Origin of the sequence: Halomonas salipaludis, assembly GCF_002286975.1 — a bacterium.
Lineage (GTDB): Bacteria > Pseudomonadota > Gammaproteobacteria > Pseudomonadales > Halomonadaceae > Franzmannia > Franzmannia salipaludis.
The window spans coordinates 339970-355754 of record NZ_NSKB01000003.1; the positions used below are offsets into that span (position 1 = coordinate 339970).

Annotated in this window: 15 protein-coding genes and 1 other RNA gene; 8 read left to right on the plus strand and 8 right to left on the minus strand. The window is 67.4% G+C overall.

Going from position 1 to position 15785, the window contains the following annotated elements; genetic code table 11:
- Positions 1-7: 7 nt before the first annotated feature.
- Complete coding sequence (gene rpiA, locus CK498_RS09165) at positions 8-685, minus strand: ribose-5-phosphate isomerase RpiA (protein WP_095620559.1); 678 nt, start codon at positions 683-685, stop codon at positions 8-10.
- A gap of 142 nt (positions 686-827) precedes the next feature.
- Between rpiA and ilvA the strand changes: the two genes are divergently transcribed.
- Complete coding sequence (ilvA, locus tag CK498_RS09170) at positions 828-2369, plus strand: threonine ammonia-lyase, biosynthetic (RefSeq protein WP_267873748.1); 1542 nt, start codon at positions 828-830, stop codon at positions 2367-2369.
- 362 nt (positions 2370-2731) lie between these two features.
- On the opposite strand, the gene CK498_RS09175 is transcribed toward ilvA, so the two are convergent.
- The 3 genes from CK498_RS09175 to CK498_RS09185 form a co-directional block, all read right to left on the minus strand.
- The gene (locus tag CK498_RS09175; protein ID WP_095620561.1) at positions 2732-3358 is read right to left on the minus strand and encodes a 5-formyltetrahydrofolate cyclo-ligase; all 627 of its coding nucleotides are present in this window, start codon (positions 3356-3358) and stop codon (positions 2732-2734) included.
- Positions 3359-3384: 26 nt separating this feature from the next.
- Positions 3385-3569, minus strand: a non-coding RNA gene (ssrS, locus tag CK498_RS09180) — 6S RNA.
- 62 nt (positions 3570-3631) lie between these two features.
- Positions 3632-3931 carry a cell division protein ZapA gene (locus CK498_RS09185; RefSeq protein ID WP_076745904.1) on the minus strand — a complete coding sequence of 100 codons (300 nt, stop codon included), beginning with the start codon at positions 3929-3931 and terminating at the stop codon, positions 3632-3634.
- Positions 3932-4073: 142 nt separating this feature from the next.
- Here CK498_RS09185 and CK498_RS09190 point away from each other — a divergent pair, with 142 nt between their 5' ends.
- From CK498_RS09190 to ubiH, 3 genes are all read left to right on the plus strand, one after another.
- The gene (locus tag CK498_RS09190) at positions 4074-4646 is read left to right on the plus strand and encodes a UPF0149 family protein (RefSeq protein WP_095620562.1); all 573 of its coding nucleotides are present in this window, start codon (positions 4074-4076) and stop codon (positions 4644-4646) included.
- A complete protein-coding gene (gene pepP, locus CK498_RS09195; RefSeq protein WP_229359022.1) occupies positions 4647-6002 on the plus strand; it encodes a Xaa-Pro aminopeptidase in 1356 nt (451 codons plus the stop codon).
- 67 nt (positions 6003-6069) lie between these two features.
- Positions 6070-7284, plus strand: coding sequence for a 2-octaprenyl-6-methoxyphenyl hydroxylase (gene ubiH, locus CK498_RS09200; RefSeq protein ID WP_095620563.1), 1215 nt, complete (start codon positions 6070-6072; stop codon positions 7282-7284).
- Positions 7285-7356: 72 nt separating this feature from the next.
- Here ubiH and CK498_RS09205 read toward each other — a convergent pair whose 3' ends face one another.
- Complete coding sequence (locus CK498_RS09205) at positions 7357-8736, minus strand: uracil-xanthine permease family protein (RefSeq protein WP_095620564.1); 1380 nt, start codon at positions 8734-8736, stop codon at positions 7357-7359.
- 199 nt (positions 8737-8935) lie between these two features.
- On the opposite strand from CK498_RS09205, the gene CK498_RS09210 reads away from it, so the two are divergent.
- The 4 genes from CK498_RS09210 to CK498_RS09225 all read left to right on the plus strand — a co-directional run bounded on the left by CK498_RS09210 (position 8936) and on the right by CK498_RS09225 (position 11377).
- Complete coding sequence (locus tag CK498_RS09210) at positions 8936-10150, plus strand: UbiH/UbiF/VisC/COQ6 family ubiquinone biosynthesis hydroxylase (protein ID WP_095620565.1); 1215 nt, start codon at positions 8936-8938, stop codon at positions 10148-10150.
- A gap of 162 nt (positions 10151-10312) precedes the next feature.
- A complete protein-coding gene (locus CK498_RS09215; RefSeq protein WP_217987738.1) occupies positions 10313-10471 on the plus strand; it encodes a hypothetical protein in 159 nt (52 codons plus the stop codon).
- Positions 10446-10643, plus strand: coding sequence for a TOBE domain-containing protein (locus tag CK498_RS09220; protein ID WP_095620566.1), 198 nt, complete (start codon positions 10446-10448; stop codon positions 10641-10643). The genes CK498_RS09215 and CK498_RS09220 overlap by 26 nt, the downstream gene beginning before the upstream one ends.
- Positions 10640-11377 (plus strand): MBL fold metallo-hydrolase, encoded by a 738-nt coding sequence (locus CK498_RS09225; RefSeq protein ID WP_095620567.1) that lies wholly within the window; start codon positions 10640-10642, stop codon positions 11375-11377. The genes CK498_RS09220 and CK498_RS09225 overlap by 4 nt, the downstream gene beginning before the upstream one ends.
- Before the next feature lie 83 nt (positions 11378-11460).
- Here CK498_RS09225 and CK498_RS09230 read toward each other — a convergent pair whose 3' ends face one another.
- From CK498_RS09230 to gpmI, 3 genes are all read right to left on the minus strand, one after another.
- Positions 11461-12747, minus strand: a complete 1287-nt coding sequence (locus tag CK498_RS09230) for a S41 family peptidase (RefSeq protein ID WP_095620568.1) — start codon at positions 12745-12747, stop codon at positions 11461-11463.
- A 110-nt stretch (positions 12748-12857) separates the two neighbouring features.
- Positions 12858-14024: a murein hydrolase activator EnvC family protein gene (locus CK498_RS09235; protein WP_095620569.1), complete on the minus strand. Its 1167-nt coding sequence runs from the start codon at positions 14022-14024 to the stop codon at positions 12858-12860.
- A complete protein-coding gene (gpmI, locus tag CK498_RS09240) occupies positions 14021-15586 on the minus strand; it encodes a 2,3-bisphosphoglycerate-independent phosphoglycerate mutase (RefSeq protein ID WP_095620570.1) in 1566 nt (521 codons plus the stop codon). Before gpmI ends, CK498_RS09235 begins: the two co-directional genes overlap by 4 nt.
- Between the last annotated feature and the right edge of the window lie 199 nt (positions 15587-15785).

Sequence of the window (15785 nt, forward strand, 5' to 3'; positions counted from 1 at the left end):
TGTTCGCTTACTCGATGGGCGTCAGCCGCTCGACGCCATGCGTATCGCCCAGCAGCAGCACGTCGGCACCGCGGGCGGCGAACAGGCCGTTGGTGACCACCCCGACGATGGCGTTGAGGCGCGCCTCCATGGCCAGCGGGTCATCGATCATGAAGTCGAAGCAGTCGATGATCTGGTTGCCGTTGTCGGTGACCACCCCCTGGCGATACACCGGGTCTGCGCCGAGCTTGACCAGCTCGCGGGCCACGTAGGAGCGCGCCATGGGGATCACCTCCACCGGTAGAGGGAAGGCGCCGAGGCGGGCCACCCGTTTGGAAGCGTCGGCGATGCAGATGAAGCGCTCGCTGCAGGCGGCGACGATCTTCTCGCGGGTCAGCGCCGCGCCGCCGCCCTTGATCATGTGTAGGTGAGCGTTCACTTCGTCTGCACCATCGATATAGAAAGGCACGCTGCCGACCTCGTTGAGCTCGAAGACCTCGATATCATGGCCCCGCAGGCGCTCGGCGCTGGCCTCGGAGCTGGCCACGGCACCCTTGAACTCGTCGCGTAGTTCGGCCAGGCGGTCGATGAAAAGGTTGGCGGTGGAGCCGGTGCCGATGCCGAGTACGGTGCTGCGGGCGAGATGCGGACGGATTTCATCGATGGCGGCGGCGGCCACGGCGTCCTTGAGTTCGTCTTGGGTCATGGGAGTTGGTCGCGGCTGGTGAATGTAGGCGCCGCCAGTATACGTCAGCCACCTGCCACTGTGGATGGCGCGCTGGACGCCGGGGCGGCGGGAATGCTACCAATAGGGGTTTTCTCCGCCGTTTGCGGTTTGCGCTGCCGCGCTGCGTTATTCCCATCAGGACACCAGGATGCTCGAAGCTACCGTCAAGAAAATTCTCCAGGCCCGGGTCTACGATGCCGCCCGGGAAACGCCGATCTCCCCGGCCCCCTTTCTCTCCCGCCGCTTCAACAATCAGATCCTGATCAAGCGCGAGGACCTACAGCCGGTCTACTCGTTCAAGATCCGTGGCGCCTACAACAAGATGGCGCAGCTCAGCGAAACCCAGAAAGACAAGGGCGTGATCGCCGCCTCGGCGGGTAACCACGCCCAGGGCCTGGCCATGGCCGCAAAGCTGATGGGGGTCAAGGCGGTGATCGTGATGCCGCGGATCACTCCCGATATCAAGGTGCAGGCCGTGCGTGCCCGCGGCGCCAAAGTGATCCTCAAGGGCGACGCCTTCTCGGCCGCCGCCGAGCATGCCCGCGAGCTGGTCGCCGAGCACGGCTACACCTACATTCCACCGTTCGATGATATCGACGTGATCGCCGGCCAGGGCACCATCGGCGTGGAGATCCTGCGTCAGCATAGCGGTCGCCTCGACGCGGTATTCGTGCCGGTAGGCGGAGGCGGCCTGATTGCCGGGGTGGCGGCCTACCTCAAGTACCTGCGTCCCGATATCAAGGTGATTGGCGTCGAGGCCGAGGACAGCGCCTGCCTCAAGGCGGCGCTGGACGCCGGCAAGCGGGTGACCCTGGACCAGGTCGGCGTGTTCGCCGAGGGTGTGGCGGTGGCGCAGATCGGCGAGATGCCGTTCAAGATCATGCGCGACCTGGTCGACGAGGTGATCACCGTCAATACCGACGAGATGTGCGCCGCGGTAAAGGATATCTTCGACGATACCCGGGCGGTGGCGGAAACCTCCGGGGCGCTGTCGCTGGCGGGGCTCAAGAAATACGTCCAGCAGACCGGGGTCGAGGGCCAGACCCTGCTGTGCATCAACTCCGGGGCCAACACCAACTTCGATCGCCTGCAGCATATCGCCGAGCGCACCGAGCTCGGCGAGCAGCGCGAAGCGATCCTGGCGGTCACCATTCCCGAACGGCCGGGCAGCTTCAAGAAATTCTGCAAGACCATCGGCAAGCGCATGGTCACCGAGTTCAACTATCGCTACGCGGACCCGGAGAACGCGCATATCTTCGTCGGTGTGCAGGTCAAGCCGGGTGGTGAGGACCGCCAGGCGGTGATCGACCGGTTGCGTGAGGCGGGCTACCCGGTGGAGGACCTCACCGACAACGAGCTCGCCAAGCTGCACATCCGCCACCTCGGTGGCGGCCGGCCCAAGCAGCATTTCGAGGAGGAGGTCTATCGCTTCGAGTTTCCCGAGCGCCCCGGCGCGCTGATGAACTTCCTGACCCACCTGCCCCACGACTGGAACATTTCACTGTTTCACTATCGTAACCACGGTGCCGCCTATGGGCGGGTACTGGTGGGTATGCAGATCCCCAACGGCGACCGCAGCCACGTCGAGGAGCACTTCGACGAGATCGGCTATCGCTATTGGAAGGAGACCGACAACGCCGCCTATCGGCTATTCATGGCCTGATCGACCATGCATCTAGCGTAGTGAGCGCCAACTTACCTTGAGCTTATGATATGGCAAGGGTTTGGGGGTCATATCGTGGCATTGTGACGGTTGTTTTTGTCGTCCTTGAGGCCTATAGTCAGCCTGTCGTCAGGGGCGACATTAACGTTTCCGAATGTAACAATTCCACGGAGCTACACATGAAGCGCAAGCCCGATCTGGTCATGGCATTGGCGCTGCTGTTTGTCATCGGGGTGGTGGCGACCGGCTACGCCCAGGCACTCGCCGGCAGCTGAGCAGACAACCCTGGTACGACAGTGCCATGACCAGAGAACGACCGAGCCGATACGGGGTAACCCGTATCGGCTTTTTTTTGCGCACGACTAGGTGCGCGGGGGGCGTATCACCCCGGTGTCGCTGACGATGGCATCCAGCGGGATATCCCAGCTGGCGCTGGGCAGCGCCGCGACCTGCTGGCAGGCGTGGGCGATACCCAATAGCCGCGGGCGCGGCCCACCGCGGCGGGTAAAGGCGAAACTGCGGTCATAGAAGCCACCGCCCATGCCCATGCGCTGGCCGTGTGCGTCGAAGCCCACCAGCGGTAGCACCACCAAATCCAGCCCCCAGGCTGGCAGACGCCGAGCACGATGCGCGGCGTGACGAGTGCTGGGTTCGAGGATGCCGTAGCGATTGCGCACCATCGGCGTGGTGGTGTGATAGTGGACGAACCACAGGCGGTTGTCTGACAGCGGCATGAGTACCGGTAGATAGACGCGGGCGCCACGCCGGCGTAGCCAGTCGACCAGTGGGGTGGGGTCGATTTCGCCATCGTTGGGCAGGTACAGGGCAATCCGGCGAGCGCGCTGCAGCTCCGGCAACTGGCGCAGTTGGCGGCACAGGCGGCGTGAGGCCTCGCGCTGCTGGCGGGCGCTCAGGGCGCGTCGTCGCTGGCGCAGCTCTCGGCGCAGTTCTCGGCGCTGTTCGGTAAGGGGTGAGGCGGTATGGGTCACAGGGCGACGGTCGCAAAGGGGGTGAAGAGTTCTCCAGAGTGCCGCTGTCGTTCTGGCCCTTGAACCCATTGGTTCAAGGTGGGTGGCCGCAGACAGACCGTCAGGCTTTCCGTCGCACGGACATGCACACGGGTCTGTCTAGCATTTGGCCCCCTGGGTACTGCGCATAGGCTCGAGGGACTATAACGACTGGCGCACACCCCAGAGAACATCTTCATCCTATCAGAGGCGGCGGGTGCGCCAAAGCCGTCGCCGGGAATATATCGTGGCGTCTCAGCGCGGTGTGACGTCGGCCAGTGCCCGCTCGAGGCGCTCGCCGAGCCGCTCCAGGGCAGCATCGCTGTCCTTGCGCTCGTCGAGGGCCTGCAGCAGCTCGTGGGTAATGTTGAGCGCCGCCATGATGGCGATCTTCTCGGCGCCGAGGACCTTGCCGCGGGCATGAATGCCGTGCATGGCGCGATCGAGGTAGCGGGCAGAGCGATTGAGCTGCTCCTGCTCCTCCGGGGGGCACGCAATGACGTAGCCACGCCCCAGCAGCGTGATCTCAGTGGTCGGCCGGCTGTCATCGGTCATGGTGCGCTCCCGGGCAGGGATGAGGGTGGGCCAAGAATGGGGCAGATGCGTTAGGCTATGACGATTCGGTCATCATAAGAGAGCCGCTTGCAGACGGTCAACGCGCCGCGGCGGCTCGCCCTTCTCCTTCGGAAGTCTAGTCATGTCTCTGATCAATCAACAGCTCAGCTTTTCCGACGTCGCCGACGCCTTTTTGATACACGGTAGCCTGCAGTCGCCAGCCTTCCTCGACGGTCGCCTGGCCGCCGGCCTGGCCCTCCACGACCTGGCCGCCGAGGCCTGGCTCAATGAGCTCTGTGATGCGCTGGGCGTCGACCAGCCGCGTGACCCCGAGAGCGCCGAGGTGCTGCTGGCCTGGCGTCGCCAGAGCCTCGAGGCGCTGGCCGGCGAGGCGCTCAACTACGAGCCGCTGCTGCCCGATGAGATGTTCTCGCTGGCCGAGCGCGCCCGCGGCCTTCAGGAGTGGACGCTGGGCTTTCTCGAGGTGCTCAACGACCTCGATCCCGCGCGCCGCCAGGGCTGGTCGGCGCCGCTGCGCGAAGCGCTGGACGACCTCGAGGGACTGGCCGCCATTGACACCGAGCTCGAGGAGAGCAGCGAAAACGAGAATGACCTGTTTGCGCTCACCGAGCACGTGCGCATGGCGGCGATGCTGCTGTATACCGAGCAGCACCCCGGCAAGCCCCAGGTCGAACAGGTCGAGGAGCCCCACTGAATGTCGTCTCGAGATACCATGCTGCTGCCCCCTGCCCTGCCGCGACCGGCGCCGATTGGCCTGGCCGAATATCGCCGCCGCCGTGACACCCTGATGGCCTCGCTGGCGCCCGATAGCGCCGTGCTGCTGCCCTCCGCGGACCTGGTGACCCGCTCGCGGGACAGCGAGTTCGCGTTCCGCCAGAACAGCGACTTTCACTACCTCTGCGGTTTTCCCGAACCGGATGCCCTGCTGCTGCTGCTGCCCGGCCGCGAGGCCGGCGAGTGCGTGCTGTTCTGCCAGGACAAGGACGCCACCCTCGAAGCCTGGACCGGCATTCGCCTCGGCGCTGCTGGCGCCGAGGCCGAGTTCGGCATCGACCAGGCGTTCGAGAATGCCGAGCGCGAGCCGCGGCTGGCCGAACTGCTCGATGGCCGCGAGACGCTGTATCTGCCCCTCGATGACGCCGAGGCCATGGCCCTGGCCGAGAGCGTGCGCGGCGAGCTGCAGGGGCGACGTCGGCAAGGCGCTGTGGCGCCGAGTCGCTTCAGCGACGTGGCGGCACTGATTCACGAGCAGCGCCTGATCAAGAGCGAGTCAGAGATTGCGCTGCTGCGCCATGCCGGCGAGATCTCGGCGCGTGCCCACCTGCGCGCCATGCGCACTGCAGCGCCGGGCTTGCATGAGTACCAGCTGCAGGCCGAGCTGGAGCACGAATTCGTATGGCACGGCGCCAGCGGCCCAGCCTATGCCAGCATCGTCGGCGGCGGCGACAACGCCTGCGTGCTGCACTACATCAGCAACCGCGCGGCGCTGCGCGACGGCGAGCTGGTGCTGATCGATGCCGGTGCCGAGTTCGACCTCTACGCCGGCGATATCACCCGCACCTTCCCGGTCAGCGGCCGTTTCAGCGCCGCCCAGCGCGCGCTCTACGAGGTGGTCCTGGCGGCCCAGGAGCGCGCCGTGGCCGCGGTGGCACCGGGGGTGACGCTCAAGGCGATCCACGACGGCGTGGTGCGTGACCTGACCCAGGGGTTGCTGTCGCTGGGCCTGCTCGAGGGCGAGCTGGACGACAATATCGACAGCGAGGCCTACCGCCGCTTCTACCTGCACTCCACCTCGCACTGGCTGGGGCTGGACGTCCACGACGTCGGCGACTATCGCCTCGACGGCGAGCCGCGGCCGCTGGTGCCGGGCATGGTGCTGACCGTCGAGCCGGGGCTATATATTCCCGACGCCGACGACATCCCCGCCGATTTCCGCGGCATTGGCATCCGTATCGAGGACGATGTTGCGGTAACGCCAAGCGGCCACGAGGTGCTGACCGCGGCGGTGCCCAAGCGGGTCGCGGATATCGAGGCGCTGATGGTCAAGTAATGACCAGGTGACGCGCACGGGCGTTTTCATTACGTAAATTACGTAATAGTGGCGAGGTTCACTACGCATGAAACAAGCAGTCTCACGGGTGGATATCGCCATCGTCGGCGGCGGGCTGGTCGGTGCCAGTCTGGCGGCGGCGCTGGCGCCGTTGATCGAGCGGCATGGCCTCGAGGTGGCGGTCATCGAGCCGAGCGCCCTACCCTCGAGTATAGACGTCGAGCCACAAGCGCAACCCAGTTTCGACGCGCGCGCCAGCGCCATCGCCCAGGGCTCCTGCGAGCACTTCGCGCGGCTCGGGCTATGGTCGCGGCTGGCCGAGCAGGCCGAGCCGATCCGCACCATCCACGTCAGCGAGCGAGGCCGCCTGGGTGTGACCCGGCTGAGTGCCGAGGAGCTGGGCGTGACGGCGCTGGGCCATGTAATACCCAATGCCTGGCTGGGGCGGGTGCTACACCAGCGGCTGGCGACACTGCCCCTCGACTGGCACTGTCCGGCGCGGGTCGAGACGATCGCACCCCAGGCCGGAGGGCATCGCCTGGCACTGTCGGACGGTACAGCGCTGGAGGCACAGCTGACGGTGCTGGCCGACGGCGGTCGTTCGGGGTTGAAGGAGCAGCTGGGCATTGCCAGCCAGGCGGCACCCTATGACCAGGTAGCGCTGATCGCCAACCTCGAGGTCAGCAAGCCACACTGCGGCGTGGCCTTCGAGCGCTTCACGGCGGATGGCCCGCTGGCGCTGCTGCCGCTCGCCGGGCAGCGCATGGAGTTGATCTGGACCCATCGCGCCGGCAGCGAGTCGCAGACCCTGGCGCTTTCCGACAGCGACTTCCTGGCCCGGCTGCAAGCGGCGTTCGGCGATCGCGCTGGCCGCTTCCGCCGCGTCGGCACGCGCCACTGTTACCCGCTATCGCTGGTTACCGCCGAGGAACCCACGCGTCCAGGACTGGTGGTGCTGGGCAATGCCGCCCATGCGCTGCATCCGGTGGCGGGCCAGGGCTTCAACCTGGCGCTGCGCGGGGTGATGGACCTGGTCGCGGCACTCGAGGACGCCCGGCAGCGCGGCCTGGGGCCGGGCAGTCACGAGGTGCTGGCTGACCTCGAGCGCCGCCGCGGCGTCGACCGACATAACGTGATCCGTTTCAGCGATGGCCTGATCCGGCTATTTGGCATCGACAACGGCTGGCTCTCCCACGCCCGCGCCGCGGGCCTGGTGGGTCTCAACCTGTTGGGACCGCTGCGCCGCGGCCTGGCGCGGCGTGCGATGGGACTGGAGCGCTGAAACGCCGTTTGGTTCAGCACCAACGCCCAGGGTCCGGCAGTACATTGCCGAGCCCTGGACGTTTAGCGTCGTTTACTGCTTGGGCGTGACCGTGTCGGCCGCGGCCGCGGTTTCGTCCGCCTCGATGGGCTCACGCGTTGGCTTGCCCGGTAGAATGGCGTCGAGCAGCAGCGCCGCGACCGCCGCCGGCACCAGGCCCGACTTGAGCAGCAGGCCGGCCTGGCCGGGCATGGTCTCGGAGATGGCTTCCACCGCCGGCAGCCCGATGCCCAGACTCAGCGACACGGCGATGATCAGCATCGCGCGCTGATTGAGCTCGCACTCCTGGATGATCTTCAGTCCCGCCGAGGCGATCATGCCGAACATCACCACGCCGGCGCCGCCCAGCACCGCATGGGGCATGGCTGCTACCAGGCCGCCGAGCTTGGGGAACAGGCCCATGCAGATCAGCAGGATGCCACCGATGGTCACCACATGGCGGCTGACCACGCCGGTCAGGGTGATCAGGCCGACGTTCTGGGCATAGGCGGTGTTGGGCAAGGTATTGAAGATTGCCGCGAAGGAGGTCGCCACACCGTCGGCCATGACGCCGCCGGAAAGCTCTCGATCCTTGGCCTGGCGGCCGGCGCCGCCGATGGTGATGGCGGAGATATTGCCGATGGTCTCCAGCCCCACCACGAACATGATCAGGGTCATGCCGATGATGGCGGTCAGCTGGAATTCCAGCCCGTACTGCAGCGGCCGGGGAATGGAGAACCAGGCGGCGTCGGCGACGCTTGAGAAGTCCACCATGCCGAGCAGGATCGCCAGCAGATAGCCGCTGGCCAGGCCCACCAGAATAGAGGCCGCCTTGAGGAAGCCGCGACCGAACTGGTGCACGCCGACGGTCACCACCAGCACGAAGAAGGCCAGGCCCAGGTTGGTGGGGGAGGCAAAATCTTCCGCTCCCACGCCGCCGGCGGCGTAGTTGAGGCCTACCGGCATCAGGGTGATGCCGATCAACAGCACCACGATGCCGGTGACCACCGGCGAGAACCAGTGGCGAATCTTCTTGAGGAAGGCCCCGAGGCCCACCTGCAGCATCCCGGCCACCAGCGAGGCGCCCAGCACCGCGGGCAGGCCGAAGGTGCCGGCCAGCGGCAGGGCCACCGGCAGGAAGCCGAAGCTGGTGCCCTGGACGATGGGCAGGCGGGCGCCGATGGGTCCCATGCCGATGGTCTGGACCAGGGTGGCGATACCGGCGACGAACAGGGCGACCTGAATCAGGAAGATCTGTTCGCCGGTGGTAGCCCCGATCACGCCGGCGATGATGATCGGCGGCGTCACGTTGCCGGCGAACATCGCCATGATGTGCTGAATGCCCAGGGGGATCGCCTTGCCGAGTGGCGGCATGGCGTCGGGATCCTGATTGATGGTGCGTGAGGGGCGCTGGCCCTGTTCGAGTTGACTCATGAGATAGCCTCTACTGTGCACTGTTTTTGTATACTAATACTTGGCTCTTTCGACACATATTGCTCGGTTATTGTGTACACAAAATAGACTTCTGTGAAAAACATTTCCACCCGTTTTGTGTATCGCACAGCGCTGACTCGAGTGCGCTGCGCCGGCGTGAGATACTCGATGCTCATGGTCAGTCGTGGAGGAGTCGCCCATGCAGGCGCAAGTGATCATCGTCGGTGGCGGAATGGTGGGCGCCTGCCTGGCGGCGCTGCTGGGCCAGGCGGGGCTGGCGGTGACGGTGGTCGACGGGCGGCCGGCCCCGCTGCCGCAGCCTTACCTGCCGAGCGCTACGCCATCGCCGCGGGTCAGCGCCCTGACGCCGGTGTCGCAGCGTCTGCTGGAGGGGCTTGGGGTCTGGTCACGGCTGGCGCGTATCACGCCCTACGACGGCATGCAGGTTTGGGATAGCGAAGGCAGCGGCGAGATTCACTTCAGCGCCGATCAGGCCGGCGTGCCGCAGCTGGGCCATATCGTCGAGAACGAGGTGGTGCTGGCAGCACTCGAGGCGCGCCTGGCCGAATTGCCGAGTGTCACCCAGCGTTTTGCCGCGCGGGTCACAGGCTGGCGCGAGGGCGCGGCCGGCCACACGCTGACCCTCGATGACGGCAGCGAATTGAGTGCACCGCTGGTGGTGGCCGCCGACGGCGCGCGCTCGCGGCTGCGGGAGCTGGCCGCCATCGAGACCCACGAGGCCGACACCGGTCAGCGTGCCCTGGTGACCACGGTGCGCGTGGCGCGCAGTCACACCGGCGTCGCGCGCCAGGTGTTTCTGCCCAGCGGGCCGTTGGCGTTTCTACCGTTGACGCTCGAAGGCGAGCCCCACTACTGCTCGATCGTCTGGTCGACGACACCGGCGGAGGCCGAGCGGTTGGCCGGCCTGCCCCGCGAGGCATTGGCGTCAGCGCTGTTCGAGGCCTTCGAGGGGCGGCTGGGGGAGGTCGAGGTGGTCGATGACGCCATCGATATTGCGCTGGTGCAGCGCCATGCCCGCGACTACGTCAAACCCGGCCTGGCACTGGTGGGCGACGCAGCACACAGCATCCACCCGCTCGCCGGCCAGGGCGTCAACCTGGGCCTGATGGATGCCGCGGTGCTGGCCGAGGAGCTGCTCGAGGCACGGCGGCGCGGGGCTGCGCTCGGCGACCCGCGCATCCTGTCGCGCTATGCACGGCGGCGGCGCGGCGACAACGGCGCCATGCTGGCGCTGATGGACGGCTTCCGGGTGCTGTTCGGCGCACGCCATCCGGCGCTGACCCTGGCGCGCAACGTTGGCCTCTCCGGCGTCGACCGGCTGACCCCGCTCAAGCGACTGCTGATGCGCCAGGCCATCGGCGAGCGCGGCCGCCTGCCCGCGGCCTGCCGCTGAGTCGCCCGGGCACGGCCCGCTAGGCCATGGCGGGGGGCGTCATGGCGTCGAGTTGTCGCGGGGCCTGCCCGCCCGCGCCCTACTCGGCCTGGCAGCACTCTCTGCCCAGCCCAGGCCGATAGCCTCAATGCCCTGGTGTGGTGTGAGCATACCAATGCCTCGTTGATCGAACCTTTCGAGGAGGCCCACGGGGTCACCGTCAATCTGCGCGAGTACGAGGGCACCGGCGCGGCCTTCGCCATGCTCGAGCAGTCGCGACCCGGCGACTGGGACGTGCTGGTGATCGATACCATCGATGTGCCGCGCGCGGGTCGGCGATAGCGCCTTTTTCGGCACCCACTTTCGCTGTCATCTACACTGCGAGGACGTGGCCGCCACCACGCTGATCGCCCACCTGCCGTCCGAGCTGCAGCCGCAGCCCGGGGCGCGTATGGCGCTATCGGTGGATCCCGCCCAGTTGAGCATCTTCGCCGCCGAGGAGGTGACCCCATGAGCGAGCGTGCCCGCCCCCAGGAGTGGTATGCCACGCGCAGCGTGGGCGACGGCGTCACGCACATCGAAGAGCCCTTCATCCAGGCCTTCTACCGCTGCAATATCTGGCACGTGCGCGGCCGCGATCGCGACATGCTGGTGGATAGCGGGATGGGCGTGGTGTCGCTACGCGAGTGGGTGCCGCTGGTCACCGAGCGGCCCTTGACCGCGGTGGCCAGCCATACCCACTTCGACCATATCGGTTGCCACCATGAGTTCGAGGACAGGGTGGTGCATCGCGCCGAGGCCGATATCCTCGCCGCTCCCGGGCGGCGCGCGACCCTGGCCGACCCCTATGTCAGCGATGATATCTTCGAGCGGCTGCCCCCCGAGCCCTTCGCCGCCACCACCTATGCCGTCAAGGCGGCCCCCGCCACCCGGCTGGTGGAGGACGGCGACGTCATCGACCTCGGCGACCGCGTCTTCGAGGTGATCCATACTCCGGGGCACTCGCCCGGCGGCATCGCGCTTTGGGAGGTACGCAGCGGTATCCTGTTCTCCGGCGATATCGTCTACGACGGGCCGCTGATCGAGGACACCTACCACGCCAACGCCGCCGACTACGAGCGCTCCATGCGCCGCCTTCTCGAGCTGCCGTTGAGGGTGGTCCACGGCGGCCATTTTCCCAGCTATGGTCGCGAGCGGCATCGCCAGATCATTCGAGGGTGGCTGGATGGTAAGGACCGCGATAGCTGAGGGGCCACCCCCCGCAACGCAACGGGGCTTGGCGTTCGACCGCCAAGCCCCGGCCGCATTGAGGGAGCGTGATGCTGGGGGAGTCAGCCCGCCGCGGAGCGGCGCTGGCCAACCACATTGAGCGCCTTGAGCAGGTTGAGCGCCTCGTTGAGCTGGTAGTCGTCGCGTAGCCGTTCGCTGCCGGCGCTGCGCTCGCGGGTCTCTTCCCGCGAACGCAGGTGGCCCTCGAGGTCGGATTCGCGCAGCTGGCGGCTGCTCTCGGTGACTTCCAGGCGGCCGCGCACCACTTCCACGTCGGGCACGATGCCCTGGGCCTGGATCGAGCGCCCGTTGGGGGTGTAATAGAGCGCGGTGGTCAGCTTGAGGCCGTCGCCGTTGCCCAGCGGCATGACCTGCTGCACCGAGCCCTTGCCGAAACTCTCGGTGCCCATCACTACGGCGCGGCGTTGATCCTGCAGCGCACCGGCGACGATCTCCGCCGCCGAGGCGCTGCCACCGTTGATCAGCACCACCAGCGGTACGTCGGGGGCGGCGGTGTCGCGGTTGGCGGAGAAGCTCAGCTCGCTGTCTGCCAGGCGCCCTTCGGTGTAGACGATCAAGCCGCTGTCGAGGAAGGCGTCGGAGACCGCCACCGCGGCCTGCAGCACGCCGCCGGGGTTGTTGCGCAGGTCGAGCACCAGGCCGTCGAGGGGCGCGTCGGCCTCCATGCGTGCCAGCGCCTGGCGTACCTGCTCGCCGGTACGGTTCTGGAACTGGCTGACCCGCAGGTAGCCGTAGCCGGGCTCGAGTAGCTCGCTGCGCACGCTCTCGCTGCGAATCACCTCGCGGGTCAGGGTGATCTCGCGGGGGCTGTCTTCGCCGCGGCGCTGGATGGTGATCTCGAGATCGGTGCCGGGCTCGCCGCGCATCAGGTTGACCGCCTCCTGCAGCGACATGCGGTCAGTGGATTGCCCCTCGACGCTGATGATCAGGTCGCGAGACTGCAGGCCGGCACGCGACGCCGGGGTGTCGTCGATGGGCGTGATCACCGTCAGCTGGCCGTCTTCCATGCCGACTTCGATGCCGATGCCGCCGAACTCGCCCTGGGTCGACTCGCGCAGGGTGCGGAACTCATCCTGGTCGAGGTAGGCGGAGTGCGGGTCGAGCTCGCTGAGCATGCCGCGCATGGCGTTGCGCAGCAGGGTGCTGTCGTCGACCTCATCGACATAGGCGCGCTTGATGCGCTCGAAGATCTCGGCGAAGGTCTGGACGTCCTCGACCGGCAGCTCGTTACCCGGTGTGCTGTTGGCCGCCGTGGCGTGCAGGGGCATCGCCAGCAGCGCCAGCGCGGCGACCCCGGCGATCAGGGATTTGCAAGCAGTGTCGAGCATGATGACTCCGATCCGCAGGTAAGAGACGGCACCAGCGCAGGCCGCTGGAGAGTTCCAGCATAGCCGCTGCGCCGTCGGTGAATCCATAGTGGCCTTATGACCACATTTTCTCAGCGTTGTGCGATCCAGCCTTGCGGATCGATCGGCTCGCCGTTGCGGCGTACCTCGAAGTAGAGCGCGCTGCGGCCCTGGCCGCCGCTGTTGCCTACAGCACCCAGTACGTCACCCCGCGACACGGCGCTGCCGACCTCGGCGGAGAAGTGCTGCAGGTGGGCATGCAGGGTCATGACCTGGTCGCCGTGGTCGACGATCAGCAGATTACCGAAGCCACGCATCCAGTCGGCGAAGACCACACGGCCGCTGTGCACCGCGGTGACCGGCGTGCCCTCGCTGGCCTGGATCAGCATGCCATTGCGGCTGATGCCGTCACCGCGGCCGAAGCTCGAGGTCACCGAGCCCTGTACCGGCCACGGCAGGTCGCCCTGGGTCTCGGCGATGGCGGTGGAGGGCGGCGGCTCGGAGAGGCGCGCCATCTCCTCGCGCACCTGCTGCAGCACCCGCTCGGCGTCATCGCGGTCGCGGTCGAGACCGTCGAGGCGCTCCTGCTCGCTGGCATAGCGAGCGTCCAGAGAGGCCACCAGCGCTTCGCGCTCCTGCATCTGTGCGGCCAGATCGGCGCTGCGCGCGGCCAGTTCATCGCCCAGTGCCGCCAGCTCGGCATCGCGACGGTCCAGCGAAGCCTGGTTATCGGCCAGGTGCTCATCGAGGGCGGCGATGGCGTCGAGACGCTCGTTGCGCGCACGGCTCAAGTGATTGAGGTAAGTCTGCAGGCGGTCGAGGCGCGCCGGGTCGTCCTGGTTGAGCAGCAGCTTGAGCTGCGGGGTATGGCCCAGGCGATAGAGCGCCTCGAGCTGGGTGGCCAGCGCCTCCAACTGGGCATCGCGCTCGGCCTCGAGCACGCCGCGCTGGCGCTCGAGCTCGTCGATGTCGTCGGCCACCTCGCGGCGCTCGGCCTGCAGCGCATCCAGGCGGCGGTGGGTGTCGGCCAGTGCGGTCTCCACCTCACGCAGCGCGCGGTCGGCGTCGTCGCGGTCTTCGCGGGTCGACTCGAGGCGCCGCGATACCGCCTGTATCTCGCTGCCGATGGCGTCGAGCCGCTCCTGGGCGCGGCGTTCACGGCCCTCGTCGGCGTGTGCCACAAGCGACAGGGCCAGCAGCAGCCCGGCGGCGATTGCCACCAGGCTACAGCGCAGGCTGCGTCCTGCCTCAGGCCTCATGCAGGAGCAATCAACACGCGTCCGCTCATCTCCTCGGGGACTTCTTGGTCCATCATCGCCAGCAGCGTCGGGGCCAGGTCGCACAGGCTACCGCCGTCCTGCAGGGTGACCTGGCGCTCGCCGACGTAGACCAGCGGCACCTCGAAGGTGGTGTGGGCGGTATGCGGGTTACCGGTCTCGGGGTCGACCATCTGCTCGGCGTTGCCGTGGTCGGCGGTGACCAGGCAGGCGCCGCCGGCTTGCTGGATCGCCTCCACCACCCTCCCCACGCAGACGTCTACCGTCTCGATGGCCTTGACCGCGGCGCCGAAGTCGCCGGTGTGGCCGACCATGTCGCCGTTGGCGTAGTTGCAGATGATCAGGTCATGGGCGCCGGACTCAATGGCCGCCACCAGCTTGTCGGTGAGCTCGTAGGCGCTCATCTCGGGCTTTTCGTCGTAGGTCTTCACGTCCCGCGGCGAGGGCACCAGGATGCGGGTCTCGCCGGGGTACTCGGCCTCCTGGCCGCCGGAGAAGAAGAAGGTCACGTGGGGGTACTTCTCGGTCTCGGCGATGCGCAGCTGGGTCAGGCCGCGCGCGGCCACCACCTCGCCCAGGGTGTTGGTCAGCGCCACGGGCGGGAAGGCCGCCGGCGCCGGGATGTCGGCGGCGTACTGGGTCAGCATCACCAGGCCGTCGCCGGCGAGCCGTGGCCGAGTGCGGCGGCTGAAACCATCGAAGCCGTCCTCGACGAAGGCGCGGGTCAGCTCGCGGGCGCGGTCGGCGCGGAAGTTCATGAAGATCGCGGCGTCGCCGTCCTCGATGACCACCGCGGCATTGTCGGGCCGCACGCTGGTGGCGCTGACGAACTCGTCGGTCTCGTCGCGCTGATAGGCCTCGCGCAGCGCGACCTCGGCGCTGACCGCGTCGAAGTCGCCGACGCCCTCGGTGATCAGCCGGTAGGCCTTCTCGACGCGATCCCAGCGGTTATCGCGGTCCATGGCGTAGTAGCGGCCGATCACCGAGGCGATGAAGCCGTTGTCGGCGCCGACCAGCTCGGAGAGCCGCTCGTTGACGCGCTCGATGGAAGCCAGGGCGCTCTTGGGCGGCATGTCGCGGCCGTCGAGGAAGGCGTGCACGTAGATGCGCTGGGCGCCGCGACGTGCCGCCAGCTCGGCCATGGCGATGATGTGGTCTTCGTGGCTGTGCACGCCACCCGGCGACAGCAGGCCGAGCAGGTGTACCGCGCGCTGGGACTCAACGGCGTCGTCGATGGGCCGGGTAAGCACGGCGTTATGGTCGAGATCACCGTCTTCGATGGCCTTGGTGATGCGAGTGAAGTCCTGGTAGACGATGCGTCCGGCGCCGAGGTTCATGTGGCCGACCTCGGAGTTGCCCATCTGGCCGTCGGGCAGGCCGACATACTTGCCGTCGGTGTGGATCAGGCTGCGGGGGCAGTCGCGCTGCAGGCGGTCCATCACCGGGGTGTCGGCGGCGGCGACGGCGTTGGCCTCGAGGGCCTCGTTGTGACCGTAGCCATCGAGGATGATCAGCGCCACGGGGCGCGGTGTGGCATCAGACATGCAATTGGCCTCATTGATAAGCGTCGTGCCCGGGGCATCCCGGGGTCGCGACTCACGGCTCCTTGGGGCATCATATCGCACAGCCGCGTCGGGCGTCAGCCTGGTGGCGGGGTGATCGCAAGAGGCTGCAGCGCTCGGACTGATCCGTCGACAGGCCTGCGAGGAGGCGCTGTAACCCGTCCCTGGGCGCTACCGATGC